This window comes from Qipengyuania sphaerica (assembly GCF_019711595.1).
In the GTDB taxonomy this organism is placed as follows: Bacteria; Pseudomonadota; Alphaproteobacteria; order Sphingomonadales; family Sphingomonadaceae; genus Qipengyuania; species Qipengyuania sphaerica.
In genome coordinates, this window is the sequence record NZ_JAIGNR010000002.1 from 191206 (window position 1) to 216965 (window position 25760).

Genomic DNA, 25760 nt, shown 5'->3' on the forward strand with positions numbered 1-25760 from the left:
GGGTTAGGCAATGAGTGCATTCGGGCGGAAAAACGGACCGGCAGGTATGGGTGCCGGCGCACGTCCGCAATTTGGTGTTGCACGCCCGATGCAGGGCGGCGGCTCGGCCGAAAAGGGTCCCTTGCAGGAAAAGGAAAAGGACGGGGGCGACCAGTTCCCGCCGCTTCCGGCCGAAGGAGCACCTGCTCCGGGTTCGGCTGCCAGCGCCGATGCGAAGGCTCGCCTCGACGAGCGCATGAACGCCACTCACCAGTCGGAAGGTGAAGTCGGCGGTTTCGAAGCCAGCGTCCACAAGATCAAGGAACAGGTGCTGCCGCGCCTGCTCGAACGCGTCGACCCCGAAGCGGCCGCCACTTTGTCCAAGGATGAGCTGTCGGAAGAATTCCGCCCGATCATCATGGAAGTTCTGGCCGAGCTCAAGGTCACGCTCAATCGCCGCGAACAGTTCGCACTCGAAAAGGTCCTCGTCGATGAGCTGCTCGGCTTCGGTCCTCTGGAAGAGCTGCTGAACGATCCGGATATCTCGGATATCATGGTCAACGGCCCAGACCAGACCTACGTCGAAAAGAAGGGCAAGCTGCAGATCGCGCCGATCCGCTTCCGCGACGAGACCCATCTTTTCCAGATTGCCCAGCGCATCGTGAACCAGGTCGGCCGCCGCGTCGACCAGACCACGCCGCTCGCCGACGCCCGACTCAAGGACGGCTCACGTGTGAACGTGATCGTGCCGCCGCTTTCGCTGCGCGGTACGGCGATTTCGATTCGTAAGTTCTCCGAGAAACCCATCACGCTCGACATGCTCCAGGGCTTCGGCTCGATGAGCGAGAAGATGTGTACCGCACTCAAGATTGCCGGCGCCTGCCGCATGAACATCGTTATCTCGGGCGGTACGGGTTCGGGTAAGACGACCATGCTCAACGCCCTGTCGAAGATGATCGACCCGGGCGAGCGCGTGCTGACCATCGAGGACGCGGCCGAACTTCGCCTGCAGCAGCCGCACTGGCTGCCGCTGGAAACGCGCCCGCCGAACCTTGAAGGCCAGGGCGCCATCACCATCGGCGACCTCGTGAAGAATGCCCTGCGTATGCGTCCCGACCGCATCATCCTGGGCGAAATCCGTGGCGCGGAATGTTTCGACCTTCTCGCCGCCATGAACACCGGCCACGACGGTTCGATGTGTACGCTTCACGCCAACAGCCCGCGTGAATGCCTCGGCCGTATGGAAAACATGATCCTGATGGGCGACATCAAGATCCCGAAGGAAGCCATCAGCCGCCAGATCGCAGAATCGGTCGACCTGATCGTGCAGGTTAAGCGTCTCCGCGACGGTTCGCGCCGTACGACCGACATCACCGAGGTGATCGGCATGGAAGGCGACGTGATCGTGACGCAGAACCTGTTCAAGTTCGAGTACCTGGACGAGAGCGAGGACGGTAAGATTCTCGGCGAATTCCGTAGCCAGGGCCTGCGCCCCTATACGCTGGAAAAGGCCCGCCAGTTCGGCTTCGACCAGGCGTATCTGGAAGCCTGTCTCTAAGGACTAGCCACGTAACATGCCCGGTACGGCGACAGCCAGAAGGCTGCCGCCGAGCACCGCGCACGTCAGGAACAGCCCAGTCCACGGGACCCACCCTACCCCGTCGATACGCGCACGCCTCATCCGGCGGCGCTCCATCGCCAGAGCCAGGCCGGCCAGCAGCAGGAAGCCCGCGCCCCAAATGGCGAGGATATCGGCATCACTTGCAAAGGTCAGGAACTGGTGCATCGGCGCGGCATATGGTGTGGCACAGATGCCGCGCCAAGCCTTCACGTATGTTTTTACGGATGGAACCGGGCCGATTGTAAGCCGTTGTTAAGCTCCAGAAGGCCACCAATTGGTTCTTCGGGAAGGAAAACCGATGATCAAGAAACTGCTTATCGCGTTCGGCATCACTTCGATTGCACTCACTGCAACCGCCTGCAACACCGTCAAGGGCTTCGGTCGTGACGTTGAGTCGGTGGGTGAAGCCGGGGAAGACGCGATCGATTAAGGATCGATCCAGATGACCAAGAAAATCACCCTTCTTCTTTCTGTCCTGACCATGTCGGTGGTGGTGGCCGGCTGCAACACGGTCAAGGGTTTCGGCAGGGACGTCCAGTCCGTGGGCGAAGCCGGAGAAGAAGCGATCAACTGAGTTTTCGAACTCCGTTGTCAGTAAGACGCCCGCCCTTACCGGCGGGCGTTTTGCTATGTGCGCCGAAATACCAGCGTCAGATTGTTGGCGGGCATGGTGTAGCGTGCAGTGCGGATCATGCCCGTTTCGGCCGCCAACTCGTCGAGCTGGGCGACGTTCCGGATTCCCCAATCCGGATTGCGGTGCTTGAGGCTCTCGTCGAAAGCGAGATTGGAAGGCGCGCTCTCCACGTCGTCTTCGAAATAGGGGCCGTATGTGATCAAGGGCGCGCCTTGGTCCAGGATCCGGGCCGCGCCTCTGAATAACCCCTCGGTGGCGGCCCAGGGACTGATGTGGATCATGTTGATGCAAACCACTGCGTCGGCTCTTTCGACCGGCCACGCTTCCATTCGCGCATCAATCTCGAGCGGCGGGCCAACATTGTCTAGGCCTGCTTCCCTTGCCCACGAGGCCGCCGAGTCCAGCGCATCGGGGTCCGGATCGGTCGGTTGCCATGTGATTTCCGGGAACTGCCGCGCCATGAAGACGGCATGTTCGCCTGTCCCGCTTGCGAGCTCCAGCACCAGTCCCGTTAGCGGCAACTCTTTCGTCAGAATGTCGGCAATCGGCCCCGAATTGCGCGCCGTCGCCGGAGCGTGACGCTTCAATTGACCTGCCTCTCACGCCCTTCCCAGTAAGGCGCGCGCAAATCCTTGCGCAGGATCTTGCCGCTGGCATTGCGCGGCATGACATCGATCACATCGATGCTTTTTGGGACCTTGAAGCCGGCGAGCCGCTCCTTCGTCCATTCGATCACCGAGGCCGTATCGACCTCCATTCCCGGCTTGGCCACGATACAGGCCTTCACCGCTTCGCCCCATGTTTCATCGGGTACGCCGATCACGGCCACCTCGCCAACGCAGGGGTGGCCATAGATCGCGCTTTCGACCTGCGCGGGATACACGTTTTCGCCGCCCGAGATGATCATGTCCTTCATCCGGTCCTGGATGTAGACGTAGCCATCCTCGTCCATATAGGCGGCATCACCGGTGTGCATCCAGCCGTCCTTCAGCGAGCTTTCGGTCGCATCGGGCAGGTTCCAGTAGCTGTCCATGTTCGATGGACTCTTGCAAATGAGTTCGCCCACCTCGCCGCGCGGCAATTCTCCGCCATCTTCGCCCACGACCTTCAGTTCAACTCCCGGCACGGCCTTGCCCGCCGATTTCATTCGTTGGTTGCCTTCGAGGTCATGATCCTCGGGCGGCAGCGCAGCGATGGTCCCGGTGGTTTCGGTCATCCCGTAACACTGGAGGAAACCTGCATCGGGAATGGCCTTGACCGCCTCGCGCAGGAGGTCGAGCGGAATGGGCGCGGCGCCGTAGAGCACGTATTTGATAGCCGACATATCGGTCGTCTTGGCGCGCGGATGCTGGACCACCATCTGAAGGGCGGCAGGCACGATAAACAGGCGCGTGATGCCCTGCTCGAACCCGTCGAGCACGCCGTCGGGAGTGAATTCCTCCTGCACGATGGCTCGGATACCGCTGCCCATCGCCATGATGCCGAGGCCTGTGCCTCCGATATGCGCGCAGGGCATGCAGACCAGGATCGCCTCGTCCTCGTCGAAATGCGACCAGGGCTGGCCCTCTTCCTGGCTCGGCACGCGGAGCGAGAAGAGATTGCGGTTGGTCAGCACCGCGCCCTTTGGATTCCCGGTCGTACCGGAAGTATAAAGCTGGAGGACAGCGTTGTCGGGTCCGGCAGGTTCGAAATCATCGTCGGAGGCCGCCTCGATTGCCGAAAGCGCATCGGGCGTGGAGACCACCTCGGGCGGGCTTTCCATCTGCCCGCAGGCCTTGTCCGCCAGCTCCTCGAATCCCTCTCCGAGGAACAGGAGGTTCGCTCCTGTATCGCCAAGGATATAGGCGATCTCGGGCGCGGCGAGCCGCCAGCCGATGGGCACCATTACCGCACCCAGTCGCGCAGCGGAGTAGAACAGTTCGAAGTAATGCCGCGCGTTCTTGCCGAGCCAGGCGACCCGGTCGCCCTTGGCGATACCGCGCGCCTTTAGCATATTGACGATCTTGCGGCTGCGGGTGTCGAACTCGCCGAAGCTGATTGCCTCGCCGTCCTGCTCCATCGCGATATTGTCGGGACGATCCTCGGCCCAATGACGGATGAACTGGTCGAAACTGAGCTTCGGCTCCTCGGACATGCGGCTCTCCTCTCTCGGAAGCCATCATGCCATGCGGGCGGCTTAGCGCAATGCCCCTATTGCCAGCGCCCGCTCGCCCGCGCGCGTCGTTCGCGAACGACAAGCCAAACGAAGAGGCCGAGCGGACCGGCGAGGAAAGTGGCCAGCAAGACCGGGGCCTGCACGAAACGCGAGAACCCCTTCGCGTCGGCATCGCGCGCTATCCACAATCCCACGAAGAGGTCGAAGGCGAGATAGTGGATCCATCCGACCGTCACCCCGCCGTCGCTCGCAAAGATGCTACGCACGCCCTCGATCGAGCCGAAGTCCATGCCCGCCTCGCCGCCGCCGACCGGGTCGAGCGTCCCGGTAAGGATGCCGACGAGGCCGAGCGCATAGGCGAGGCACAGCAGGCCGATGCCGAGGTAGAGGATCGCCGCCATCAGCGCCGGCCAGCGCGGAAGGAGGATGAGCGCTGCCCACATTACCAAAGCGAGAAGATTGGCCACGCCAAATGCCGTTTCCCACATAGTGGCGCTCCTCAGCTTTCGACCAGTGCGGGCAGCGAATTGGCCGCGCGCATGATCGCGTCGTTGTCATGGACGAAGCGGCCGCGCGCCGCGCGTTTCGCCAGTGCGATCGCACCGCGCGCCACGATTTCCGCCTTGATGCCGCGATACTGGCGGTACTTCCCGTGCATGAAGAGATTGGCGAGTGGCGAAGCGATGATGCCGAGCCGTTCGGCGGTCCGCCGGTCGTTCTCGCGATTGCCCACGAGCAAGCCTGGGCGCAGGATGTCGAGCCGGTTGAAACGCAGGCGGGTCAGTTCGCGCTCGGTCTCGCCCTTCACACGCAGGTAGAAGTTTTTCGACAAGGCATCCGCGCCAACCGAACTGACGGCGACGAAGCGATCGACGCCATTTCCGAGCGCGGCCTTGGCCGTAGCAAGCACAAGGTCGTGGTCGACCGCGCGGAATGCTGCCTCGTCCTGACCGGATTTCTTCCATGTCGTGCCGAGCGCGCAGATCACCGCCTTGGGTCGTAGCGCCTCAAAGACCTCTCCCCACTTGTCCGGATCGGCGACGAAATACTCGATCCTCAGCCCCCTCGGGATCTGCGCCTCGCGCCGCCCGATCGCCTGCAGGCGTACATCCTCGCGCCCGATGCATTCTTCCATGATCCTGCCGCCGATAAGGCCCGTCGCGCCGACGAGGCATATTCGCAATGCCTCAGACATTGGACAGGCCCTCTGGCGCGCGGCCGTAGATTTTGCGGCATTGCTGGATGGCGAAGCGATCGGTCATCCCGGCTATGAAATCCGCGATGTGACGGCTCTTGTCGGGCTCGCCTGGAGGCAAGCGCTCTACCCAGTCGTCGGGCATGGCCGTCGGGTCCTGTTGGTAGGCGACGAACAGGCGGGCAATCACGTCGCGCGCCTTCTCTGCAGTGCCGATCTGCTCCGGATGGTAGTAGAGCCGCTGGTACATGAATTTCTTGAGCCGTCGTTCCTCGGTGGCGAAATCGTTCGAGAACCCCGCCAGACGCTTGCCCGCCCCGCGGACCTGTTCGATGCTGTCCATGCCCGCGACATTGGCGCGCGTGTGCTCGATCACATCATTGACCATCAGCCCGATCTGGCTTCGCACCAGCTCGCGCAGCTGGATATCGCGCGGGGCATTGGGAAAGCGCTGTTCGACCCGGCGGAACTGGTCGGCGAGGAAATCGAGCTCCATCAGGTCGTCGAGGTCGAGGAAACCTGCCCGCAGCCCGTCGTCGATATCGTGATTATCGTACGCGATGTCGTCGGCCACGGCCGCCACCTGCGCTTCGAGCGAGGGCCAGTCGCCCAGCTCCAGCGGGAAAGCCTGGTCGATATCCGCCAGCGCCCAGTTAGCAGCACCGACCGGACCATTGTGCTTGGCCAGCCCCTCCAGCGTTTCCCATGTCAGGTTGAGGCCGATATGATCGGGATAAGGGCTTTCCAGGCGCGCCAGCGTGCGGATGCCCTGCGCATTGTGGTCATAGCCACCTGCATGACCCATCGCCTCTTCGAGCGCCTTTTCACCGGCATGGCCGAAGGGCGGGTGGCCGATATCGTGGCCGAGACACAGCGCTTCCGTCAGGTCCTCGTCCAGCCCCAGTTCGCGCGCAAGGACGCGGCCGATCTGCGCAACTTCGATGCTGTGGGTCAGGCGGGTCCGGTAATGGTCGCCGTCTGGCGAGATGAACACCTGCGTCTTGGAGCGCAGGCGGCGGAATGAGATCGAGTGGATGATCCGGTCGCGGTCGCGCTGGAATTCGCTTCGTGGCCCACGCGCGCCCTCGCGGTTTTCGGCGAATTCGCGTCCGCGCGAGCTTGCGGGATCGGCAGCGTAAGGGGCTCTTTCCATGGAGCGGTGAGGCTTAGGTCAGCGGCGAGGACGCGACAACGTGAACGAAAAGCGAACCTTGCGGCTTTTCGGCAGGAAGGTGCAAGGAGCGGGCAAAAGAAGAGGCCGCGTGCCATTACGACACGCGGCCCTTCACAGGTGCGACCTCAACCGGATCAGTTGATGCCGATGGTGTCCGGATTTCCGTCCGGATCGCCTTTCACGGTGCCGCCACTGCGGATATTGCCGAGAAGCAGGAGACCGGCAGCATGCGGGCTGGCCATCGAGGTGCCCGAGAGCGTTGCGTAGCCGCCATCCTTGTAGGTCGAGAAAATCGACGAACCCGGCTCTGCGTAGTCGACGGGCGGGTTGCCGTAGTTCGAGAACGAGGACCAGTTGTCGCCATTCGCAAACGAACTGATGGTGTAGATGTTGTCGCCATTGGCCGAAGCGGGCGACTTGGTGGTCGCGCTGGTGCTTTCGTTGCCGGCGGCAAGGGCGAATACGAGACCCTTGGCAGCGGCCGCGATAACGGCATCATTCAGCGCCTGGCTGAAACCGCCGCCGAGGCTCATGTTGGCGACGTCGCCCGGCTTGAAATTCGCGCCGGCGAAATCAACACCGGCAATCACGCCGCTGTTCGAACCCGAACCGCGACGGTCGAGAACCTTGATCGGGATGATCGTGGCGCCGGCCGCGACACCGACCGTGCCGATACCATTACCCTTTATACCGCCGATCGTGCCGGCGACATGCGTGCCATGACCATTGTCGTCGTCCGGGCTCTTGGTGCGGGCAATGAAGGTCGCGCCTTCGGTCTGGCTCACGTTGAGATCGGGGTGATCCATGTCCACTCCCGAATCGATGACCCATGCACGGCCGGTAAAGCCCGACTGGCCGCCACCGACGCGGGTGATGCCCCAAGGGGTCTGTTCGGCCGGCTGCGTAGTTCCGCCGCCGCCGGGTTTCCCCCTACGTGCGCCAACACCATCCGGGCGAGCGTCCGAGTTCATGACCTGGTCCTGCTCGCAAAAGGCAATGCGGGGGTTTCTGGCCTGCATGTTGGCCACACCCTGCGCCGAGGCGCGCACGGCGAAGCCGCGGATGGTATTTTGGTAGCTGTGCATGACCGAACCGCCTGCAGCGTTGGCCGAACGGTTGGCTTCCGCCTTGACCTGGCCCTTTGCGACGAGGCCGGGATTGAAGACGCAGATATACTGGTTGTCGATTTTCTGTGCTGCTGCAGGCGCAGCGATGCCAACTCCCGCAAGCGCTACGAGGCTTGCGGTCGCGAGGCGACCCATATTGATTTTCATTGGTGCAAGTCCCTTCCCAAAAGGATTGAGGAGGCGGAGAATGCACCAGAGAATGGTGGAGGCAATATCGCTTTGGTTAATTTTCACCGAAAGCCGGCGTACTGTTGCGGCGATGTCGCATATTTACAATTTTTGTAATTTTATTCCAATATCCAGTCGGTTGCCGCGCGGCAGTGGATGTCGGTGGAATCGAAGACCGGCAGGACGTTGGCATCGGTGTCGACGACCAATTCGAGTTCGGTGCAGGCCAACACGATGGCGTCCGCACCTTCCTTCTCCTTCATCGTGATGACCGTCTTCAATGCGCGTTCGGCATCGCGGGTGACGCGGCCGAGCATCAGCTCCTTGTAGATGATCCCGTCGACCAGTTCGACATCGTTAGGATCGGGCGGAAGCAGGTCGACGCCGTGCGAGACCAGCCGCTGGCGATAGAAGCTTTCGGTCATCACAAAGCGCGTGCCGAGCAGTGCGGCGCTTTCGCATTTCGCCTCGGCCATCTCCTTGCCCACCGCATCGGCGATGTGGAGGACGGGTATCGAAATGCCCTCCGCCACGCGGTCATAGACCTTGTGCATGGTGTTGGCGGCAATCACGAGGCCTTCGGCGCCGGCGGTTTCCAGCTTGCGCGCGCTTTCGACGAGGACAGTGGCGATCGTGTCCCAATCATCGTCCTGCTTGGCGCTGGCAATGCGCGAATAGTCGATCGAATCGATGACCATCGGCGCGCTTGCCATGGGCTGGGCGCGTTTCTGGACCATCTTGTTGATGCGTTCGTAATAGGCGCGGGTGGAAATCCAGCTCATCCCGCCGATGAGACCCAGTGTTCGCAAGACAGACCTTCCCTTGGAGTGGTTTATGCCGCCCCTGTGCGGCCCCTCATGTTCAAGGGGTTAGAACGGGCCGGGCTGCCGGCGGTTCCTCGGTTGGAAGTTCCGGCAGCATCAGCGCCTCGGAGAGCCAGATCTTGAGGTCGGTCGCGCTGCGCTCGGCTGCTTCCTCCATCGGGATGTGGCCGATCCCGTCATAGGCGACGAGCGTGGAATTGCGCAGGTGTTTGTCATACCACAGCGCCGCTTCGTAGGGGATGAGCGCATCCTCCTTGCCCCAGATGATAAGCGTCGGGACCTGAACGCGTTCGATTTCCTTCGCGTCATAGGCGACGCGCGGGGTGGAGAACCGCTTGCGGGTCGCGCTGCGATTGCCCGGATAGCGGGCGAGTTCCCAGTAACGGTCGATCGCCTCGTCGGTCACGACATCCTGATTGGATACGCTTTGAGACAAGCTCTTGGCGACGAGGCTGCGCGGCAGCAACTGGCTGAGGATGTCGCCCACCACCGGCATTCCGGCGAGCGTGAAGGCAAGATTGCCCCCGCCCTCTCGCTTGACCGGCGCACCGCTCGCATCGACCAGCACCAGCGCATCGAGCTTCCACGGTCTGGCGATCGCATAGGCCATGGCGATCCCGCCGCCCATCGAGTTGCCCGCGAGGGTAAAGGTCTCGACTCCCAGCTTTTCGGTTACGGCATCAATGTCCTCGCCGAAGCCTTCGGCAGAATAGTCGCCATCGGTTGCGGGTCCGGTGAGGCCATGGCCGCGCTGGTCGAAGCGGATGACGCGGTAATCCTCTTTCAGGCTTTCGGCCCATTTCTGCCAGGTGTGCAGGTCGGCATTCGAGCCGTGGAGGAGGACGATTACCGGCGCATCGCGCGGGCCTTCATCGCGGAGGTGGATCGCGCGGCCCTCGCCGATGTCGATGAACTGCGAGGGCTCGCCCGCATATTTCGCGCGCATCTCGGCCGGGTCGGTATCGGGTACACGCATGGCGAAGAAGGCGATGACCAGCACCGCCAGCAGTACCAGCAATCCGCGCCAGATCCATTTCATGCCTCGTCTCCCAAACTGTGCGTCCTACAGGATGAAACGGATGGAACACGGTCCTGAGAGGAACAGTCCGCAGCCTGTCCGACCGCGGCAAACTGCCGGAATTGCGCGCTTTCGTGGTGATCGTGAACCGTCATGGCCCCGGCCTAGCAAATCCCCGCCGATGTAGGAAAGTCAGCTTTGCGGCATACCCGCAATCCATTTGCGGATCGCTTCGGTGCCCTCCTCGTCCACGGTTGCCTTGCCGAGTTCGGGCATGGCCACGCCGGGGTCGTTGCTGAGCATCCGGTGAAGCAGGATCGATTCGCCCGGCTTGCCCGGTACCACGTCGAAGAGATGCGTCCCCGCCCCGCGCCCTGCCGCGACAGGCCGCTTCATGATCCCCAGGGCTTTTGGATCGTCCTGCTCCCAGCGCAGGTCCAACCCGCTGTTCGAGGCAGTTGCACCTGGCCGGTGGCAATGCGCGCAATTGACGTCGAGATAGGCGCGCGCGGCGGCTTCCGGAGTAGCAGAGGCACGGTCCTCCCATACGGGCATGAGATCGGCATGAGCGGGAAGCGAACCGAGATTGGCCTCAAGCCACTCGGAGGAAAGGTTGCGTGCCTTGGGCCCGATCGGCGTCACTGCGCCATCGAGCCCGTGGCATTCCTTGCACTGATTCTTGTTCGGCACGCGGTAGCTGATCGCCTCGCCCTTTGGCGTGGTCAGGTCGATACGCGCGCCTGCGACAGCGAGACGGGCATCCCACTGTTCGTCATCCCAAAGATAAGGGAGCGCCAACCAGCCGTCGGCGCGATGCAGCAACACACGGGTCTCTATAAGCCGCCGGTCATCGCCCTCGCCAAAGGCAAAGGTTTTTATAAGCGCACTCCCAACAGGGAATTGCAGCAGACCATCTTGCCCGAGGCTAATCTTCTCGCCCTCAGGAAGGTAAACAAAGCGCAGCTTGTCGGCCCCGTCCGAATAAAGCGGCGTATTGAGCCGATAGGGTACGACGCGCTGGTCTGGCACCTGGGCTGCCGGGTCGATAAAAAAGCCAAACTCCCTCAAACTGCGAGGAAGCTTTTGGCTGTTAATCACTTCGTCCCGGTCAATCGGCGGCACAGCCTGTCCGGTCGCCGCTACCGTCAACGAGAGTGCCGCGAGGCCAAGGAGAGCACTTCCAAGTTTCATCCCAGCCGGTCGTCCAGCTCTGCCGGTGCGCCAATTCCCGAATCGTCGAATTCACCCTCTGGCGCAGGCGCAGCGAGCGGTCCGGGCCGCGCTGCGCCAAGTCCCACGCCTGCCTCGGTCAGGTTGAGCGTCCAGCCGGGCGTCTCGCCCGCAACATAGAGGCTCCCCAGCCCGTCCCACATGATAGGCGGAAGCGCCCCTCCGAAGGCCGCGAGCAGCATCTCCGCCCCGTCAAGCTGCGGGTCATAGCCGCCGCCATCGAAGGCGTTCGCGCCCACCACGATATTGCGCGCGAGCGGGTTGTAGCGCTCGTCCTCGAAGGGCTGGACATAGGCAATCACCATCACAGGCGCGGTCGGGTTGCCCGAGAGCATATTGCCTTCGATCAGCACGTCCTCATTCGCCATCACCATGATGCCCGTCCCGCGCCGCACGCCCGCGACGATATTGCCCGGAGGCGCGAAATTGGGCGTATCGTTTGCCACAACGAGGTTGTTGCGTACGATAACATTGCCCCCGCCCATCACGGGCAGGTTGGGCAGGTCGAACACGAGGATGCCGCCCGTGTTGCGCGTGGCAATATTGTGCTCGACCAGCGCGTTGCGGCTGTTCTCGATCTCGATCCCCGCGACATTGGCTTCGGCAATCGAATTGCGCACCGTGATGCGGTTGGACTGGCCGACATAGATGCCTGCGTCCGAGGCCCCCGTTACCTTGACCCCGTCGATCAGTACGCCGGTGCTTTCGACCGGATAGACGGCATAGGCGCCATTTTCGGGATGCGGTCCGCGCGTCCAGGTGACGCGGATGCGGTGGTAGACGATATTGTCCGCGCCCTTTGACTTGATCCCGTCGCCCTTGGGGTTCTCGACCGCGAAATCGCGCAGGGTGACATTGTCTGATGTGACGAGCAGTCCCTCGCCCGCGCCTTGCTGCGTGGTGAAATCGAGCACCGTCCCATCCATCCCTGCACCGCGCAGCGTAACATCGTCGACATCGAGGCTAAGCCCGTCGGTGATGGTGTAGCGCCCTGCTGCGAGCACGATTTCGTCGCCCGGCTCGACAAGGATCAGCGCCTCCTGCAGCGCCTCCTGCGCGCCTTCGCCCGGCGCAATCTCGTGAATCTCGGCCAGAACCGGAGTGGCGCTGGCGAGCAGGACGGCGGAAATGGCAGTGCGGATCATGAGTCTCTCCCTCTCGGACCGCATAGTGCCAAGAGGATGAACGAATGCAAGCTGCGGATTAGTTCATGGCTGCATATGCCTTCGCCAGGCCATCGACCGAAATCTTGCGGCCGGGTGCGAGTTCGAGGGCCTTGCGGAACGCCTCTGCCGCATCATTGGCTCGACCCTGCTCGAGCAAGTGCAGCCCCAGCATCTCATAGCTGGGCATGACCATCGGCGGGGGACCGAACACTTCCGGCAGGTTCGCCTCGGCGGCACCGGCAGCTTCGAGCAAGGACAAGCCCCGCGAAGTATCGCCCGATGCAAGCGCGACTACCGCCTCGCCCTGCGAGAGCTGCCGCGTGACCCAGGGCATGATGTAGGTGTTGAGCGGCTGTTCGGCGGCCAGCGCGGCCTCGATGTCTTCGGCAATCGCACGCATCTCGCCAAGCGCTTCGGAAGCCGTTGCGATGTCGCTGCGGTTCGACAACAGCTTGGCAGTTGCCATGTCGAAGCGTGTGAGAAGGAAACCATCGCCCGTGATCGGCAGCTCCTCGGGCCAGTTGCCCGTCACCACGCCGTTCCAGAGGGCGATATTGCCGTAGCTCGAGGCAGCGCTGAAGCCGAGCTTCTGGTCGGAACCCCTCTCGATCGCGGCAATCGCCTGAAGGCGGCAGCGAGAAATGATATCGCTCGCATCCTTGCCTTGCTGCAGCTTCGAATAGACCAACCATTCGTTGTAGTGGCCGCAATCCGACGGCGGGCGTCCCGCCACAGCCCGTTGCCGGTCCACCACGGCATCGGCCAGCGTATTGGCTCTTTCCGATGCCTCCCAATCGCCCAGCGCGTGGAAAATGTGGCTGACCATGTGCTGTGCGTGGCCTGCATCGGGCGCGACGAGCGCATAGCGTTCGGCCATGCGCGCGCCGAGCGGGGCGTGGACCGGATCGTCATAGGAATGGATCAGGTAATGCAGGATGCCGGGGTGCATTTCATGAGTCATGAACCCCGGTTCGAGAAGGCCCGCCGCCTCCATGTAAAGCGGGATCTGGCGACCTCCATGTGCGGTACCGAGGATGGCGAGACCGGTAAAAGCGCGCGCGTCGATATCGGCGGGGTCGCTTGCCAAGAGGGCGCGCATCTTGGCCAGGTAGAGGAAATCGCGCTCTTCCTTCGTGCCTTTGCCATACAGCGTCTCCACTGCATCGAGCCACATCGCCTCGCGCTGCGTGCGGGTCTTGGCTAAGCGCCCTTCCCGCGTGCCGTCGAGCCTCGCGAGTACCTCCAGCGCCTTTTCGCGGTCCTGCTGTTCCCACAACGGGTGGTTGTAGGTCATCGCCTCGCCCCAATAGGCCATGACGAAATCCGGATCGGCAGCCTGCGCCTCGCGAAAGGCCTCGGCGGCCCGGTCGTATTCGAAATTATGCAGCAGGGCGAGGCCGCGCAGGAACGGTGCCTTTGCCGCTTCTTCCGCACTGATTTCCATGACCATGTATTCCGCGCCGACCTTGCCAGCCGCCTCGCTTGCCGCGTGGTCATGGCCGTCGTGAGCGTGGGCCGCCGTCGCCAGGGCGATTGCGAAAGGTGCGATGAGCCGGATCTTCATGATGTCTCTCCCCGTGGAGACCGCATCATGCCGTGCCACCTCAAGCTTGGGAAGGGCGTCCCTATCGCGCGGTGAAGGAGCAGATTGCGGCCGAGGTGCCGACGACCTCGATCAGCTCGACGTCCTCCACCGAGCGGATGCGCTCGAGGAATTCGACCGTCGAGGTGGGAACGCCCGCCTCGCGTTCGCGCTCGCCGATGCGCTCGAGCTCGCGCAATTGCGAGATGGTGAGGCGTTCGGAGAGGCGCGTTCCCATGCAGGCTGCGACAGGTTGCGGCACGCCGCGCTCGACCAGCGCAGTCTCGATCCGGCCCGCAGTGACCCGCTCGAAGCCGCCCATCAGCCCCCAGACACCGATGCCGACCAGCGCCAGCAGCGCGATCCCGATCAAAACCTTGCGCATGATGTCAGTCGAGCGCCTTCACGATTTCCTCGACCATCTTCTTGGCATCGGACAGCAGCATCATCGTCTGGTCCATGTAGAAGACATCGTTGTCGACCCCGGCATAGCCGACGCCGCCCATGCTCCGCTTGATGAAGAAGACCTGCTTGGCCTTGTCCACGTCGAACACGGGCATGCCGTAGATGGGCGATGACTTGTCGGTCTTGGCTGCGGGGTTCACCACGTCGTTCGCGCCGATGATGAAGGCGACATCGGCCTGCGCGAATTCGCTGTTGATGTCCTCCAGCTCGAAGACGTTTTCGTAAGGCACCTGCGCTTCGGCGAGGAGCACGTTCATATGCCCGGGCATGCGGCCTGCGACGGGGTGGATGGCGTATTTCACCTCCACGCCCTTCTCTTCCAGCATGTCGGCCATTTCGCGAAGCGCGTGCTGCGCCTGCGCCACCGCCATGCCGTAGCCGGGGATGATGATGACCTTTTCCGCCTGTTCGAGCATGAAGGCTGCGTCCGCCGCACTGCCCTGCTTGTAGGGGCGCTGCTCCTTCGCCTCGCCGCCGCCCGCGCTACTGTCGTCCGCACCGAAGCCACCCGCGATAACGCTGATGAAGCTGCGGTTCATCGCGCGGCACATGATGTAGCTCAGGATCGCGCCCGAGGAGCCGACCAGCGCACCTGTGATGATCATCGCCGTATTGCCGAGCGTGAAGCCCATCGCGGCGGCTGCCCAGCCCGAATAGGAGTTCAGCATCGAGACCACGACCGGCATGTCCGCCCCGCCGATGGGGATGATGAGGAGGAAGCCGATGAGGAAGGCCAGCACCGTCAGCGCAATGATCAGCGGCATGGTCTCGGCGGGGCCAGCCATGGCGAAAAGCGCGGTCAACACGATGATCGCCGCCAGCGTGCCGAGGTTGATGACATGCCGCGCAGGCAGCAGGATCGGTGAACCGCTCATGCGTCCGGAAAGCTTGGCAAAGGCGATGACCGAGCCCGAGAAGGTGATCGCCCCGATAGCGATGCCAAGGCCCATCTCGACCTTGGAGACCGCACCGATGCTGTCGCCCACCAGCAGGCCGAAGGCGCCCGGATTGAGATAGGCCGCCCAGCCCACCAGCACCGCGGCAAGGCCGACGAGCGAGTGGAATGCCGCGACCAGCTCGGGCATCGAGGTCATGGCGATGCGGCGGGCGATGGTGATGCCGATCACCGCGCCGATGGCGATGGCGACGAGGATTTCGCCGAAGGAAAATAAGTGAGAAGGGAAATCGACCTGACAGTCGACGATGATTCCGAAGCTTTCTGAGGATTGAGACTCTGGACACGGCTCGGAATTGAACAGGCTTACGTGCGTCACCAGCGTCGTCACCACCGCGATCAGCATGCCCGCCATGCCGAAGCGGTTGCCCGTCCGACTCGTCGCGGGCGAGGACAGGCCGCGCAGCGCGAGGATGAAGAACACGCCCGACACGAGATAGGCGAGCGCCACCCACGGGTTCACTGGACCGTGAGCGATCTTCTCTATTGCGCGTACTTGGGTTGTGTACGGTACGGCCGCCGCTACCGCGTCCGCAGCAAAGGCCGCCACCGCCGCGAATGGCGTGACCAGGAGAAGGCGGTGCATCACTTCTTCTCCTTCTTCTTGTACATCGCGAGCATGCGCGCCGTCACCGCGAACCCGCCGAAGATGTTGACGCTGGCAAGCACGATGCCGAGCAGCCCAAGCCACTTCGCCCCTGCGACCTCAGCCGCCGCTGCCGCGATCAATGCGCCGACGATAATCACCGAGGAAATCGCATTGGTCACCGCCATCAGCGGCGTGTGCAGCGCGGGCGTGACCGACCAGACCACATAATAGCCGACGAAACACGCCAGCACGAAGATCGACAGGATCGAAATGAAGTCCACTAACCAGCCTCCCCAGCTGTCATATGTGCCGCGAGTGTTTCGAGGCGGATGACAAGCTCCATCGCTTGGTCAACCTGCGACCTAATGCTGTCTTCTGCATTGATCTGGTCCGGCATCGCACATTCGAGCACCATCTGGCTCATCCGATAATCATAATCGGCTTGCGCGATCGCCAGATCCATGCCGCGCGCGCTTCCATCCAATCGGAAAACCAGATTGGCGAAGCGACTGTTGGGCGCATCATATAACCCAGTCAGGTCAGGCTCGGTCGAGTACGGACACGTTTGATCAAGCCTCATAAGAACTTGACCCGCGACGTGTCGGAATTCCGCTCCATCGCGCGCATCGGCTTCATTATAGGCAATAGTTTTTCCTGCATCCCCGCAGGAAGCTAAGAGCAAGGCGGGCATTAGGATCGCCAGCTTCAACCTGCCAGCCTCTCGTTAACGACCTTCCCACCTTGTGTCAGTCGCACGGCATCGCCGATTTCCTCGTCGAGTATCGGCTTGCACGCCTCCTTGTCCCAGAAGGCAGACAGGAAATTGAACAGATTGCGCGCGAACAAGGCCGAAGCGTCCGCCGCAAGATGTCCTGCGGTGTTCGAGTAGCCGACGATCTTCACGCCGTGCCTTTCGACCGTCTGGTCGGGCTTAGACCCTTCCACATTCCCGCCCTGCGCCACGGCGAGGTCGAAGATCACACTGCCCGCTTTCATCGTGGCGATCTGCGCGTCCGAAATCAGTTTCGGCGCGGGCCGCCCAGGGATCAGCGCGGTGGTGATGACGATGTCCTGCTTGGCGATGTGCGAACTCACCAGTTCGGCCTGTGCTTTCTGGTATTCCTCGCTCATCTCGGTGGCATAACCGCCAGAGCCTTCGCCCTCGATGCCCGCGACGTCCTCTACGAAGACCGGCTTGGCGCCAAGCGACTGGATCTGTTCCTTGGTAGCACTGCGTACGTCGGTCGCGCTCACCTGCGCGCCGAGCCGCTTGGCCGTGGCAATCGCCTGCAGGCCCGCCACGCCCACGCCCATGACGAAGACCTTGGCCGCCTGCACCGTGCCGGCAGCGGTCATCATCATCGGGAAGGCGCGGCCATACTCGTTGGCGGCGGTAAGCACCGCCTTGTAGCCGGCGAGGTTCGATTGGCTGGAGAGCACGTCCATGCTCTGCGCACGCGTGATGCGCGGCATGAATTCCATCGAAAGCGCTTCGAAGCCGGCCTTGGCATAGGCCTCGACCAGCTCGCCATTACGGAAGGGATCGAAGGTTGCCGCGACCCATGCGCCCGGCTTGGCCCCTGCCAGCGCCGCCACATCGGGCGCCTGTACGCCGAGCACGATGTCCGCGCCCTCGACCGTCTTCGCTTCAGGGGCGACTTCTGCGCCAGCTTCGCGGTAGGCCTCGTCGGTGATCGAGGCGGTAAGCCCCGCCCCTTCCTCGACTGCAACCGTGGCACCCAGCGCGGCGAATTTCTTCACCGTTTCGGGCGTGATGGCGACCCGGCTTTCGCCGGCTGCCCGCTCCCTCAGTACCGCGATCCGCAAAGGGCGCTTAGCTCGAGATCAGGACGACGACGACAGCGGTGATCACCGCGAGCAGGGGAATGGTCCACTTGAGCATGGCGATGAAGGAGCCGTAGGTTTTCTCATGCGCCTTGCGGTCGTTGGCGGATTCCATGTTCGTATTACCCTTGAGTTTGGTCTGACTGTTGGGGCGAGGGTCTATAATGCACTTCGCCAATCGACAAGGGCATTGGACCAAGGTTCCCCAAACCCGCTCCGGCACCGCAAATCGCCCTTAATCGCCCCTTTACCCATTTGCGCTAGCGTTTCCGCCAAGATGCGCATGCCATTTCCGGCCCTTGCGCAAGATGGAGCAGACGCGCGATGGCAACAGACGACAGCCGCCTGTTGATGCTGGTCGACGACGAACCCGCGCAGGCGCGGGTCATTTCCTCGCTCGCCAACCGCGAGGGGTGGCGCTCGCTCGTGGTCGAAAGCTGCGAGGCGGCGCTCGAAACGCTCAAATCCGCCGACGGGCTGGACGTCGACACCATCCTGATCGACGGGCGCGTGCCAGGCGAAAACTCGTGCGAATTCATCCGCCAGGTCAAGGTAGAGAAGCCCGATGCCTCGGTCATCATGCTCACGGCCAGCACCTCGCCGCTGCTCGCGGTCGAGGCGATGCGTGCAGGCGCGAACGATTATGTCATCAAGCCCGTCGCGCCCGAAAGGCTCTCGGTAGCGCTGAAGGGCACGACACGGCTTGCCGCCGCCGTGCGAGACGAATTGCAGCCGCTTTCCGAAAAACTCTCCCCCATCCTCGAATTCGATGCGATGGTCGGGACCGATACGCATTTCCGCACCGCGCTCGCCAAGGCCGCCACCGCCGCGCGCGGGCATGGCCACGTGCTGGTCGAGGGCGAGAGCGGGACGGGCAAGGAAATGCTGATGCAGGCCATCCAGCATTCCTCCAGCCGCGCCAAGGCCCCCACCCGCCTCGTCAATTGCGAGGGCCTGCCGCACAACACGCTCGAATCCATGCTGTTCGGCCACGAAAAGGGCGCCTTTGCGGGCGCCTTCGACCGGCAGGAAGGCGCGTTGGCTGCCTGCGATACGGGTACGCTGCTGCTCGACGGGATCGACACGCTCGAACGCGATATCCAGGAACGGCTCGCCGAAGTGCTGGAAAGCGGCATCGTGCGTCCGACCGGCGCAGCGCACGGGTTCAAGATCGACGTGCGGATCATCGCCGCAAGCGACCGCCCGCTCGCATACCAGGTCGAGGACGGCCACTTCTCGCCCGAGCTCTACGAGAAGCTCTCGGCAACGCGCATCATCCTTCCGCCCCTGCGCGAGCGACCGGGCGATATCCCTGCCCTCACCCGCTATTTCCTCTCCGAAATTGGCGAGATCGAAGGGCTGAGCAAACATTCGATCGCCGACAGCGGACTGTCGCTGCTCGAGGCCTATGACTGGCCGGGCAATGTCCGCCAGTTGCAGACCGTGCTGTTCCGCGCCTGCGTCCACGAACAGCGCGAGGCACTCACCGCGCACAGCTTCCCGCACTTGAACGAACTGCTCGGCGATGCCGACCGGGGCGAGAGCCGGGCACGCGGGCTCGGAGTGCTGCTGTACGAAGACGACGGCAACATCCGCGCGCTGGAAGATATCGAGGCCGACATCATCCGCCTCGCCATCGGCCATTATCGCGGCAAGATGACCGAAGTCGCCCGCCGCCTAGGCATCGGCCGCTCGACGCTCTACCGCAAGCTGAACGAACTCGGCATCGACAACGCCGCGTGATGGATTTTGGACTGTACTTCAAGCGGTTCATATTCCGCATGGGGGTGATCTTCACCCTCGCCTGCTCGATCTTCGTGGTCGGCAAGATTTACAACTTCATCAATCCTCCCTCGGCCAATGCGGCGCCCCGCACGGCTGCCGAGGCAATGGCTTCCGCGCCCCGGCTCGACGCCTCGCTGTTCGATTCCCGAATGCAGGTCGCTCTCACCCAGTGGCGGGCCTCGGGCAAATACGAGGGCAGCGATACCGACGGCGCGCGGATGCAGTTTCCCTCGCCCGATGGACCGGTCGTGCTGTCGCGAAGCGATGTTGCCGGGCTCAACACGCTCTATCGCCGTATGACTCCGGGCACCGGAAATGTGGCCTCTCGCGAAGAGCAATTCGAGGATTTCCAGCGCGAGAACCTCGATGCGAACGGCTGGGGCAACGATACGGGCTACTGAGCCCTACCGGTGGACACTGTCCCGCATCCTGTGTAGCGAAGACAGGCAATCGAGGAGCAAGTCAGGTGAACTAAGGCCACCGCCACGGCGGATATGATACAATGGCGGGACCATGCGTCCCGATCTGCCTCACCTGATTTTTCCGAAAGACTTCCCATGCAAAAACTGAACGACACGCTCTGCGTGGTAACCGGCGGTGCGCGCGGCATCGGCAAGGCCGTGTGCGCGGCATTCCTAGCTGAAGGCGCGCGCGTCGTGCTGACCGATATCGACGAGGACGAGGGCAGGAAAGCTGCCGAAGAACTGGGCTGCGATTGGCACCGGCTCGATGTGGCAAGCGAGGCGGAGTGGGACGCGCTGGCCCAAGCCTTCCCCGCCATCGACGTGCTCGTCAACAACGCCGGGATCACCGGCTTCGAGGACGGTCCCGCGCAACACGATCCGGAGAATGCGAGCCTTGCCGAATGGCACCGCGTCCATGCGGTCAACACCGACGGCTGCTTCCTCGGCTGCCGCTATGCGCTGCGGGCGATGAGGGCGAAAGGCAAGGGATCGATCATCAACATGTCCTCGCGCTCGGGCCTCGTCGGCATTCCCGGCGCGGCGGCCTATGCGGCGAGCAAGGCGGCTATCCGCAACCACAGCAAGTCGGTCGCGCTCTATGCCGCGCAGAACGGCTGGGCGATCCGCTGCAATTCGATCCATCCCGCAGCGATCCTGACCGAAATCTGGGAGCCCATGCTGGGCGACGGGCCCGACCGCGATGCCAAGATGGCCGCGCTGGTCGCGGACACGCCGCTGAAGCGCTTCGGCACGGTGGAGGAGGTCGCGTCGCTCTGCGTCTACCTCGCCTCGCCGGAAAGCGGCTACATGACCGGCGCGGAACTGACGCTCGACGGAGGACTGCTGGCAGGCAGCGCCGCTTCGCCCGGCTAGCCCGGCAAATCCCCGAAATCGACCAGCGCCGCATCGCGCATACCTCGCCACACATTGCGCGCCTGCACCGTGTCGGCGACATCGTGGACGCGGAGCATTTGCGCGCCGCCGTCCATCGCCTTCAGCGCCAGCGCAAGGCTGCCGCCGAGGCGCTTGTCGGCATCCTCTTCCTTGCTCATCGCGCCGATCATCCGCTTGCGGCTCGCCCCCACCAGCAGCGGGTGGCCGAGCGCATGGAACAGCGGCAGCGCGTTCAGCAATGCGAGGTTGTGCGTGACGGTCTTGCCGAAGCCCAGCCCGACATCGAGCAATATGCGGCTGGCGTCGATACCCGCCTCAAGCGCCGCATCGCGGCGGGCACGTAGCTCGTCGAAGACTTCGAACACCACGTTCTCGTAGTCGCCGCCTTCATGCAGGTCCTGTCCCGTCCCCGGCGCGTGCATCAGCACCACCGGGCAACCGGCCCTCGCCACCACCTCGGCCGAGCGCGGATCGTGGGTAAGCCCGGAAACGTCGTTGACGAGGCTCGCACCCGCATCGAGCGCTGCCTCCATCACCGCGGCCTTGCGCGTGTCGACGCTGACCGCCGCGCCCATGGCTGTGCACATCTCGATCGCCGGGACCACGCGCACGATCTCGTCGCCTTCCCAAACGGGCTTGGCACCCGGGCGCGTGCTCTCGCCGCCGATGTCGATGATCGCCGCGCCCGCCTCGAGCATGGCGGAGGCCACCTCGCGCTGGACGTCGGGCTTGTCCATGAACTCGCCCCCGTCGCTGAAGCTGTCGGGCGTGACGTTGAGGATGCCCATCACCTGCGGCTGGTCGAGGCGAACCGTGCGCCCGCCCATCTCCAGCGGCGGATGCGCAAGCGTGAGGTTGGCCCACTGCGTTTCCGCATCGGCAGCGAGGTCATCCGGCAGCTGGCCCAGCACCTCGGCCATCGTATCGGGCGACGCGAGCCAGCGTTCGACCACCTTGCCATCCCTGCGCAGCACGACCGCAAAGCGGGCCGCATAGACCATCCCGCCCGCCAGCCGGATGGCATTGCCATGCTCTGCCTGCGGACCGGGCACGAGGCCGAAGGGGCGGATGTAGATGCTGTCAGTCATGGTTGGATTGCCCTAGCCGATTGCCGACAGGATGGAACAGGTGGAACGCGGTCCTGGAGAAGAAATCTGGGCGCCTCCGGTTTTTGCGCGTCCGGAACAATTGGTCAGGAAATCGCATGCTTGCCATGACCACTCCAATAGCGGCCCGGCCCCTTGTAGGACAGGGCGGGAACTAACAGGCGACTTGCTCACTCCCAACCTAGACTGAGTTCGTGTGAGTTTGCCTCCCTTCATGACACGCTTGCGCGATCCGATCCGCCTCATCCCCCTGCTGTTCGCCGGTCTCATCCTTGCGGGCACGGCCCTGCTTTCACTTCCGGTCGCAACGGCCGATGGAAGCAGGGCGCCGCTCCTCTCGGCGTTCTTTACTTCGGTGTCGGCAGTATCGGTTACCGGCCTCATCATCGAGGACACGCCGGTTTTCTGGTCCAGGTTCGGTCAGTCGGTCATCATGCTGCTATTCCAGATCGGCGGCTTCGGCATCATGACGGCAGCGACGCTGTTCGGCCTCATGGTCGGCAGGGGTTTCGGCCTTAAGGAAAGGCTCGCCACACAGGTCGAACGGAGCCGTCTGGAAAGCGGCGACGCCATCTCCGTTCTCAAGCTGGTGCTGCTTATAACGCTTGTCGTCGAGGCGGCAGTCATGCTGATCCTGACCTGGCGTTTCACGACCGCGCACGGGATGACGCTCTCCGAGGGAGCCTGGCACGGCCTGTTCCATTCCGTGAGCGCCTTCAACAACGCGGGATTTTCCAGTTTTTCCGATAGCGTGATGGGCTTTCAGCAGGACGGCCTGATACTGGGCCCGATCATGCTGGCGGTAATCCTGACAGCGCTCGGCTTTCCCGTCATGCAGGACTTGCGGCACCACCGCCTGTCCTGGCGGCGATGGTCGCTGCACACGAAGATCACCGTCACGGGTACCCTCGGCCTGCTGCTGTTCGGCTTTTTCGCCACTCTGGCGATGGAATGGAGCAATCCCGACACGCTCGGCCCGATGGGAATTGGCGGCAAGATGCTGAATGCCGCCTTCCATTCGGTCATGCCGCGCACCGCGGGCTTCAACAGCCTCAACGTGGGTGCCTTTGCCGACGAGACCATCATGAGCAATTACTTCCTCATGTTCGTGGGTGGCGGCAGCGCGGGTACTGCCGGCGGGATCAAGATCACGACCTTCCTGGTGCTCTTCGCAATCGTCCTTTCGGAAGTGCTCGGGCGCCGCGATGCCGGCCTGTTCAACCGGCGCTTCGGGCGCGCCATCGAGCGACAGGCGCTGTCGGTTACCGTGCTCGCCGCTACGCTGGTCTTCGCGGCAACGACCTATATTGCCATGGTCAGCCCGCTGCCGCTCGACGACATATTGTTCGAATGCATTTCCGCCTTTTCGACCGTGGGCCTTTCTACCGGCATCACGGCAGACCTGCCCCCATCCGCCCTGCTCGTACTGTGCCTGCTGATGTTCGTCGGACGCGTAGGGACCATTACGGTTGCCACCGCGCTGGCGCTGGGCGGCCGAGAACGACCATTCCGTTATCCCGAGGAGAACCCCATTGTCGGCTGATCAACGCAAACCTGTCCTGGTTATCGGCCTAGGCCGTTTCGGAGCGGCTGTTGCCCAGACGCTCGAACGCATGGGTCACGAGGTGCTGGGTGTCGATACCGAGGCGCGTCTAGTCCAGGAGCACGCAGGACGGCTGACCAAGGTCATCGAGGCGGATTGCACCGATGCCGCCACCTTGCAGCAACTGGGGGTCGGCGATTTCCAGGCCGCGGTTGTGGCGATCGGGACCAATATCGAAGCCAGTGTGCTGGCAGTGCTGGCGCTTTCCGACCTCGGTATGAAGAACATCTGGGCAAAGGCCACGAATGATAACCATGCCCGCATCCTCGAACGCACCGGCGCCCATCATGTCGTCTTCCCCGAGCAACGCATGGGCGAACGTGTCGCCCACCTTCTGAACGAGCGCCTGCTCGACTTCATCTCCTTCGGCGACGAATTTGCCATCGCGCGCCTGAAGGCGCCTGAGCCAATCGTTGGAGTCCCCTTGGTCACAAGCGAATGCCGCCGGAAGTTCGACGTCACAGTTGTGGGCGTAAAGCGCGAGGGCGAGAATTTCATCCACGCGGTCCCAGACACGATCATCTTCGAGGACGACGAACTGGTGGTCTCGGGTAAGATCGAGGACATCGAGAAGTTTTCTTCGATCTGAGCGGAGATTTCTTCCCGTCCACAAGCAAATACAGCTGCCGCGCGGCGTCAATGGGCTTCACGTCGCCATCGACCTCGTTATGCCAGAGGGTTCAGCCATTGCCGCTGGGATTGCCTTGTAGCTCCTTGTAGAGACCACGGAGCGGCCCGTCTGCTGGCGGCAGGCAGTCGCGGTCAGTATTGACATTTCGTCCGCAACCGGCCCTTCTTGCTGCCGGGTTGCCGAGGGGAAACGGCATGACGGACGAGCAGGCGGCAGCTCACAGCAGCACAACGGTGGCGAAAGCCAAGTCTTCTCGCCTCGAATTCGTCGACGCTCTGCGCGGATACGCGCTTCTGGGATTGCTGATGGTACACTCGGTGGACGGCTTCGGCACCGGGACCGCGCGAGCTGTTCCAACCGTCTGGAGCGACGTCGTCTACTTCCTCTTCGAGAGCAAGGCGTTCACGATTTTCGCCCTGCTCTTCGGGTTCGGCTTCGCCACGATCATGGCGAACCAGCGTGCGCGCGGGGTGGATTTCACCAAGCGTTTCGCCTGGCGACTGCTCCTGCTCCTGGCAGTCGGAACGCTGCACAGCCTCATATATTGGGGCGATATCCTGCAGGTCCTGGCCCTGATCGGCCTGCTGCTGATCCCGATCGACAAGATCCGCAGCAATACCGTGTTGCTGGTCATCGCCTTGGCGTGTTTCCTCCAGTTGCCGCTCCTCGCTCAATGGCTCGCGGCGGAGGCAGGCAACGCCCTCGCTGCCAGACAACCCTATTTCATGGGCGCGACATTCTTCGAGACCTTCAAGACGGGCGATTTTGCCGATGTGGTGATGACCAACGCGACAGCAGGCCAGCAATTCAAATGGTCGGTTAACTGGTCGTTTGGCCGGGTGAGCGAGATCGCGGGCCTGTTCGCGCTCGGCATGGTCATGCAGCGGACCGCTTTCTTCGCCCGCCTGTCGCAGGAGCACAGGCTGGCCTTGAAAGTCATTGTGTGTGGCGGCCTCTTGATTGCCGCGCTTCATTTTCTGGCGGAGCCGCTCATCCCGACCAGTTTCGACGGTGACAAGTTCCCGTTGGGCGTCTTCAGCGCATCAGCCTTCGTCAACCAGTGGTACTCGCTGGCCTTCGTGGCGATCCAGATTTCGCTCCTGGCCATGCTCTGGAATTCGCCGGCCCGAAAGCTGGTCGAAATCTTCAAGCTACCCGGTCGGATGACGCTGACGCTCTATGTCGCCCATTCGGTCATCGCGGTCCCGGTCCTGTACAGTTTCGGCCTCGGAATGTGGGACGATTGGTCGACCCGCGACATGCTGTTCGCAGGTTTGGTTTTCTATGGCGCGCAGATTGTCTTTGCGCGCTGGTGGTACGCGCGTTACCGCTACGGCCCGCTCGAGTGGACCTGGCGTGCCGCCACGCTGACCGACTGGAAGGTGCCGATGCGGGTCACCCCGCGAGCGACGTGACGTGGCCCCGGATTGGTGTGGCTGCGGGTCCGGTCGATTTCCTCAGGCGTGCGCCGCAGCCTTCCTTTTTGGCCATTTTCTTTGACGTTACATAGGATTAGAGGTCTTGCGATGCACGGCCGGAAGGGACGAAAT

Annotated in this window: 28 protein-coding genes; 9 read left to right on the forward strand and 19 right to left on the reverse strand. The window is 62.9% G+C overall.

The window, feature by feature from the left end; all coding sequences use genetic code 11:
* The first annotated feature begins 10 nt into the window (after positions 1–10).
* Positions 11–1537 (forward strand): TadA family conjugal transfer-associated ATPase, encoded by a 1527-nt coding sequence (locus K3178_RS08575; RefSeq protein WP_221570991.1) that lies wholly within the window; start codon positions 11–13, stop codon positions 1535–1537.
* 3 nt (positions 1538–1540) lie between these two features.
* Here the strand turns inward: K3178_RS08575 and K3178_RS08580 are convergent, their stop codons facing one another.
* On the reverse strand, positions 1541–1810 hold the full coding sequence (locus K3178_RS08580; protein ID WP_345719880.1) for a hypothetical protein: 270 nt from the start codon (positions 1808–1810) through the stop codon (positions 1541–1543).
* 88 nt (positions 1811–1898) lie between these two features.
* On the opposite strand from K3178_RS08580, the gene K3178_RS08585 reads away from it, so the two are divergent.
* Complete coding sequence (locus tag K3178_RS08585; RefSeq protein WP_221570992.1) at positions 1899–2030, forward strand: entericidin A/B family lipoprotein; 132 nt, start codon at positions 1899–1901, stop codon at positions 2028–2030.
* A gap of 12 nt (positions 2031–2042) precedes the next feature.
* The gene (locus K3178_RS08590) at positions 2043–2174 is read left to right on the forward strand and encodes an entericidin A/B family lipoprotein (protein ID WP_221570993.1); all 132 of its coding nucleotides are present in this window, start codon (positions 2043–2045) and stop codon (positions 2172–2174) included.
* Positions 2175–2227: 53 nt separating this feature from the next.
* Here the strand turns inward: K3178_RS08590 and K3178_RS08595 are convergent, their stop codons facing one another.
* The 17 genes from K3178_RS08595 to K3178_RS08675 form a co-directional block, all read right to left on the reverse strand.
* Complete coding sequence (locus K3178_RS08595) at positions 2228–2821, reverse strand: DUF938 domain-containing protein (protein WP_221570994.1); 594 nt, start codon at positions 2819–2821, stop codon at positions 2228–2230.
* The gene (locus K3178_RS08600) at positions 2818–4368 is read right to left on the reverse strand and encodes a fatty acid--CoA ligase (protein ID WP_221570995.1); all 1551 of its coding nucleotides are present in this window, start codon (positions 4366–4368) and stop codon (positions 2818–2820) included. Before K3178_RS08600 ends, K3178_RS08595 begins: the two co-directional genes overlap by 4 nt.
* Positions 4369–4424: 56 nt before the next feature.
* A complete protein-coding gene (locus K3178_RS08605) occupies positions 4425–4877 on the reverse strand; it encodes an ABA4-like family protein (protein ID WP_221570996.1) in 453 nt (150 codons plus the stop codon).
* Between the two features lie 11 nt (positions 4878–4888).
* A complete protein-coding gene (locus K3178_RS08610) occupies positions 4889–5584 on the reverse strand; it encodes an NAD(P)H-binding protein (RefSeq protein WP_221570997.1) in 696 nt (231 codons plus the stop codon).
* On the reverse strand, positions 5577–6737 hold the full coding sequence (locus K3178_RS08615) for a deoxyguanosinetriphosphate triphosphohydrolase (protein ID WP_221570998.1): 1161 nt from the start codon (positions 6735–6737) through the stop codon (positions 5577–5579). The genes K3178_RS08610 and K3178_RS08615 overlap by 8 nt, the downstream gene beginning before the upstream one ends.
* A 155-nt stretch (positions 6738–6892) precedes the next feature.
* Positions 6893–8032 (reverse strand): S8 family serine peptidase, encoded by a 1140-nt coding sequence (locus K3178_RS08620; protein ID WP_247713663.1) that lies wholly within the window; start codon positions 8030–8032, stop codon positions 6893–6895.
* Between the two features lie 140 nt (positions 8033–8172).
* Entirely contained in the window at positions 8173–8862 is a 690-nt protein-coding gene (locus tag K3178_RS08625; protein WP_221570999.1) for an aspartate/glutamate racemase family protein, read from the reverse strand.
* Between the two features lie 52 nt (positions 8863–8914).
* Positions 8915–9916 carry an alpha/beta fold hydrolase gene (locus K3178_RS08630; protein ID WP_221571000.1) on the reverse strand — a complete coding sequence of 334 codons (1002 nt, stop codon included), beginning with the start codon at positions 9914–9916 and terminating at the stop codon, positions 8915–8917.
* A 171-nt stretch (positions 9917–10087) separates the two neighbouring features.
* The gene (locus tag K3178_RS08635; protein ID WP_221571001.1) at positions 10088–11086 is read right to left on the reverse strand and encodes an SO2930 family diheme c-type cytochrome; all 999 of its coding nucleotides are present in this window, start codon (positions 11084–11086) and stop codon (positions 10088–10090) included.
* Positions 11083–12270 carry a parallel beta-helix domain-containing protein gene (locus K3178_RS08640; RefSeq protein WP_221571002.1) on the reverse strand — a complete coding sequence of 396 codons (1188 nt, stop codon included), beginning with the start codon at positions 12268–12270 and terminating at the stop codon, positions 11083–11085. Before K3178_RS08640 ends, K3178_RS08635 begins: the two co-directional genes overlap by 4 nt.
* Positions 12271–12328: 58 nt before the next feature.
* The gene (locus tag K3178_RS08645) at positions 12329–13855 is read right to left on the reverse strand and encodes a tetratricopeptide repeat protein (protein WP_221571003.1); all 1527 of its coding nucleotides are present in this window, start codon (positions 13853–13855) and stop codon (positions 12329–12331) included.
* Between the two features lie 61 nt (positions 13856–13916).
* The gene (locus tag K3178_RS08650; RefSeq protein ID WP_221571004.1) at positions 13917–14258 is read right to left on the reverse strand and encodes a hypothetical protein; all 342 of its coding nucleotides are present in this window, start codon (positions 14256–14258) and stop codon (positions 13917–13919) included.
* A 4-nt stretch (positions 14259–14262) separates the two neighbouring features.
* Positions 14263–15879, reverse strand: coding sequence for an NAD(P)(+) transhydrogenase (Re/Si-specific) subunit beta (locus K3178_RS08655; RefSeq protein ID WP_247713664.1), 1617 nt, complete (start codon positions 15877–15879; stop codon positions 14263–14265).
* Positions 15879–16163, reverse strand: a complete 285-nt coding sequence (locus K3178_RS08660) for an NAD(P) transhydrogenase subunit alpha part 2 (RefSeq protein WP_221571005.1) — start codon at positions 16161–16163, stop codon at positions 15879–15881. The genes K3178_RS08655 and K3178_RS08660 overlap by 1 nt, the downstream gene beginning before the upstream one ends.
* Positions 16163–16591, reverse strand: coding sequence for a hypothetical protein (locus K3178_RS08665; RefSeq protein ID WP_221571006.1), 429 nt, complete (start codon positions 16589–16591; stop codon positions 16163–16165). The genes K3178_RS08660 and K3178_RS08665 overlap by 1 nt, the downstream gene beginning before the upstream one ends.
* Complete coding sequence (locus tag K3178_RS08670; protein WP_221571007.1) at positions 16588–17709, reverse strand: Re/Si-specific NAD(P)(+) transhydrogenase subunit alpha; 1122 nt, start codon at positions 17707–17709, stop codon at positions 16588–16590. Before K3178_RS08670 ends, K3178_RS08665 begins: the two co-directional genes overlap by 4 nt.
* 7 nt (positions 17710–17716) lie before the next feature.
* Positions 17717–17842: an aa3-type cytochrome c oxidase subunit IV gene (locus K3178_RS08675; protein WP_221571008.1), complete on the reverse strand. Its 126-nt coding sequence runs from the start codon at positions 17840–17842 to the stop codon at positions 17717–17719.
* Between the two features lie 209 nt (positions 17843–18051).
* Here K3178_RS08675 and K3178_RS08680 point away from each other — a divergent pair, with 209 nt between their 5' ends.
* The 3 genes from K3178_RS08680 to K3178_RS08690 all read left to right on the forward strand — a co-directional run bounded on the left by K3178_RS08680 (position 18052) and on the right by K3178_RS08690 (position 20849).
* The gene (locus K3178_RS08680) at positions 18052–19470 is read left to right on the forward strand and encodes a sigma-54-dependent transcriptional regulator (RefSeq protein ID WP_221571009.1); all 1419 of its coding nucleotides are present in this window, start codon (positions 18052–18054) and stop codon (positions 19468–19470) included.
* Positions 19470–19913, forward strand: a complete 444-nt coding sequence (locus K3178_RS08685) for a hypothetical protein (RefSeq protein WP_221571010.1) — start codon at positions 19470–19472, stop codon at positions 19911–19913. The genes K3178_RS08680 and K3178_RS08685 overlap by 1 nt, the downstream gene beginning before the upstream one ends.
* A 156-nt stretch (positions 19914–20069) precedes the next feature.
* Positions 20070–20849: an SDR family oxidoreductase gene (locus K3178_RS08690; RefSeq protein ID WP_221571011.1), complete on the forward strand. Its 780-nt coding sequence runs from the start codon at positions 20070–20072 to the stop codon at positions 20847–20849.
* Here K3178_RS08690 and folP read toward each other — a convergent pair.
* A complete protein-coding gene (folP, locus tag K3178_RS08695) occupies positions 20846–21958 on the reverse strand; it encodes a dihydropteroate synthase (RefSeq protein WP_221571012.1) in 1113 nt (370 codons plus the stop codon). The two genes, K3178_RS08690 and folP, sit on opposite strands and share 4 nt — an antisense overlap.
* 232 nt (positions 21959–22190) lie before the next feature.
* On the opposite strand from folP, the gene K3178_RS08700 reads away from it, so the two are divergent.
* The 3 genes from K3178_RS08700 to K3178_RS08710 all read left to right on the forward strand — a co-directional run bounded on the left by K3178_RS08700 (position 22191) and on the right by K3178_RS08710 (position 25625).
* The gene (locus K3178_RS08700) at positions 22191–23519 is read left to right on the forward strand and encodes a TrkH family potassium uptake protein (protein WP_221571013.1); all 1329 of its coding nucleotides are present in this window, start codon (positions 22191–22193) and stop codon (positions 23517–23519) included.
* Positions 23509–24168 (forward strand): potassium channel family protein, encoded by a 660-nt coding sequence (locus tag K3178_RS08705; protein ID WP_247713665.1) that lies wholly within the window; start codon positions 23509–23511, stop codon positions 24166–24168. Before K3178_RS08700 ends, K3178_RS08705 begins: the two co-directional genes overlap by 11 nt.
* A 236-nt stretch (positions 24169–24404) precedes the next feature.
* A complete protein-coding gene (locus tag K3178_RS08710) occupies positions 24405–25625 on the forward strand; it encodes a DUF418 domain-containing protein (RefSeq protein WP_221571014.1) in 1221 nt (406 codons plus the stop codon).
* Positions 25626–25760: the final 135 nt, after the last annotated feature.

Coding starts and splice junctions, on each gene's coding strand:
- K3178_RS08575 (WP_221570991.1), top strand. CDS start 11: ATGAGTGCATTCGGGCGGAAAAACGGACCGGCAGGTATGGGTGCCGGC.
- K3178_RS08585 (WP_221570992.1), top strand. CDS start 1,899: ATGATCAAGAAACTGCTTATCGCGTTCGGCATCACTTCGATTGCACTC.
- K3178_RS08590 (WP_221570993.1), top strand. CDS start 2,043: ATGACCAAGAAAATCACCCTTCTTCTTTCTGTCCTGACCATGTCGGTG.
- K3178_RS08600 (WP_221570995.1), bottom strand. CDS start 4,368: ATGTCCGAGGAGCCGAAGCTCAGTTTCGACCAGTTCATCCGTCATTGG.
- K3178_RS08605 (WP_221570996.1), bottom strand. CDS start 4,877: ATGTGGGAAACGGCATTTGGCGTGGCCAATCTTCTCGCTTTGGTAATG.
- K3178_RS08610 (WP_221570997.1), bottom strand. CDS start 5,584: ATGTCTGAGGCATTGCGAATATGCCTCGTCGGCGCGACGGGCCTTATC.
- K3178_RS08615 (WP_221570998.1), bottom strand. CDS start 6,737: ATGGAAAGAGCCCCTTACGCTGCCGATCCCGCAAGCTCGCGCGGACGC.
- K3178_RS08620 (WP_247713663.1), bottom strand. CDS start 8,032: ATGAAAATCAATATGGGTCGCCTCGCGACCGCAAGCCTCGTAGCGCTT.
- K3178_RS08630 (WP_221571000.1), bottom strand. CDS start 9,916: ATGAAATGGATCTGGCGCGGATTGCTGGTACTGCTGGCGGTGCTGGTC.
- K3178_RS08635 (WP_221571001.1), bottom strand. CDS start 11,086: ATGAAACTTGGAAGTGCTCTCCTTGGCCTCGCGGCACTCTCGTTGACG.
- K3178_RS08640 (WP_221571002.1), bottom strand. CDS start 12,270: ATGATCCGCACTGCCATTTCCGCCGTCCTGCTCGCCAGCGCCACTCCG.
- K3178_RS08645 (WP_221571003.1), bottom strand. CDS start 13,855: ATGAAGATCCGGCTCATCGCACCTTTCGCAATCGCCCTGGCGACGGCG.
- K3178_RS08650 (WP_221571004.1), bottom strand. CDS start 14,258: ATGCGCAAGGTTTTGATCGGGATCGCGCTGCTGGCGCTGGTCGGCATC.
- K3178_RS08655 (WP_247713664.1), bottom strand. CDS start 15,879: ATGCACCGCCTTCTCCTGGTCACGCCATTCGCGGCGGTGGCGGCCTTT.
- K3178_RS08675 (WP_221571008.1), bottom strand. CDS start 17,842: ATGGAATCCGCCAACGACCGCAAGGCGCATGAGAAAACCTACGGCTCC.
- K3178_RS08680 (WP_221571009.1), top strand. CDS start 18,052: ATGGCAACAGACGACAGCCGCCTGTTGATGCTGGTCGACGACGAACCC.
- K3178_RS08685 (WP_221571010.1), top strand. CDS start 19,470: ATGGATTTTGGACTGTACTTCAAGCGGTTCATATTCCGCATGGGGGTG.
- K3178_RS08690 (WP_221571011.1), top strand. CDS start 20,070: ATGCAAAAACTGAACGACACGCTCTGCGTGGTAACCGGCGGTGCGCGC.
- folP (WP_221571012.1), bottom strand. CDS start 21,958: ATGACTGACAGCATCTACATCCGCCCCTTCGGCCTCGTGCCCGGTCCG.
- K3178_RS08700 (WP_221571013.1), top strand. CDS start 22,191: ATGACACGCTTGCGCGATCCGATCCGCCTCATCCCCCTGCTGTTCGCC.
- K3178_RS08710 (WP_221571014.1), top strand. CDS start 24,405: ATGACGGACGAGCAGGCGGCAGCTCACAGCAGCACAACGGTGGCGAAA.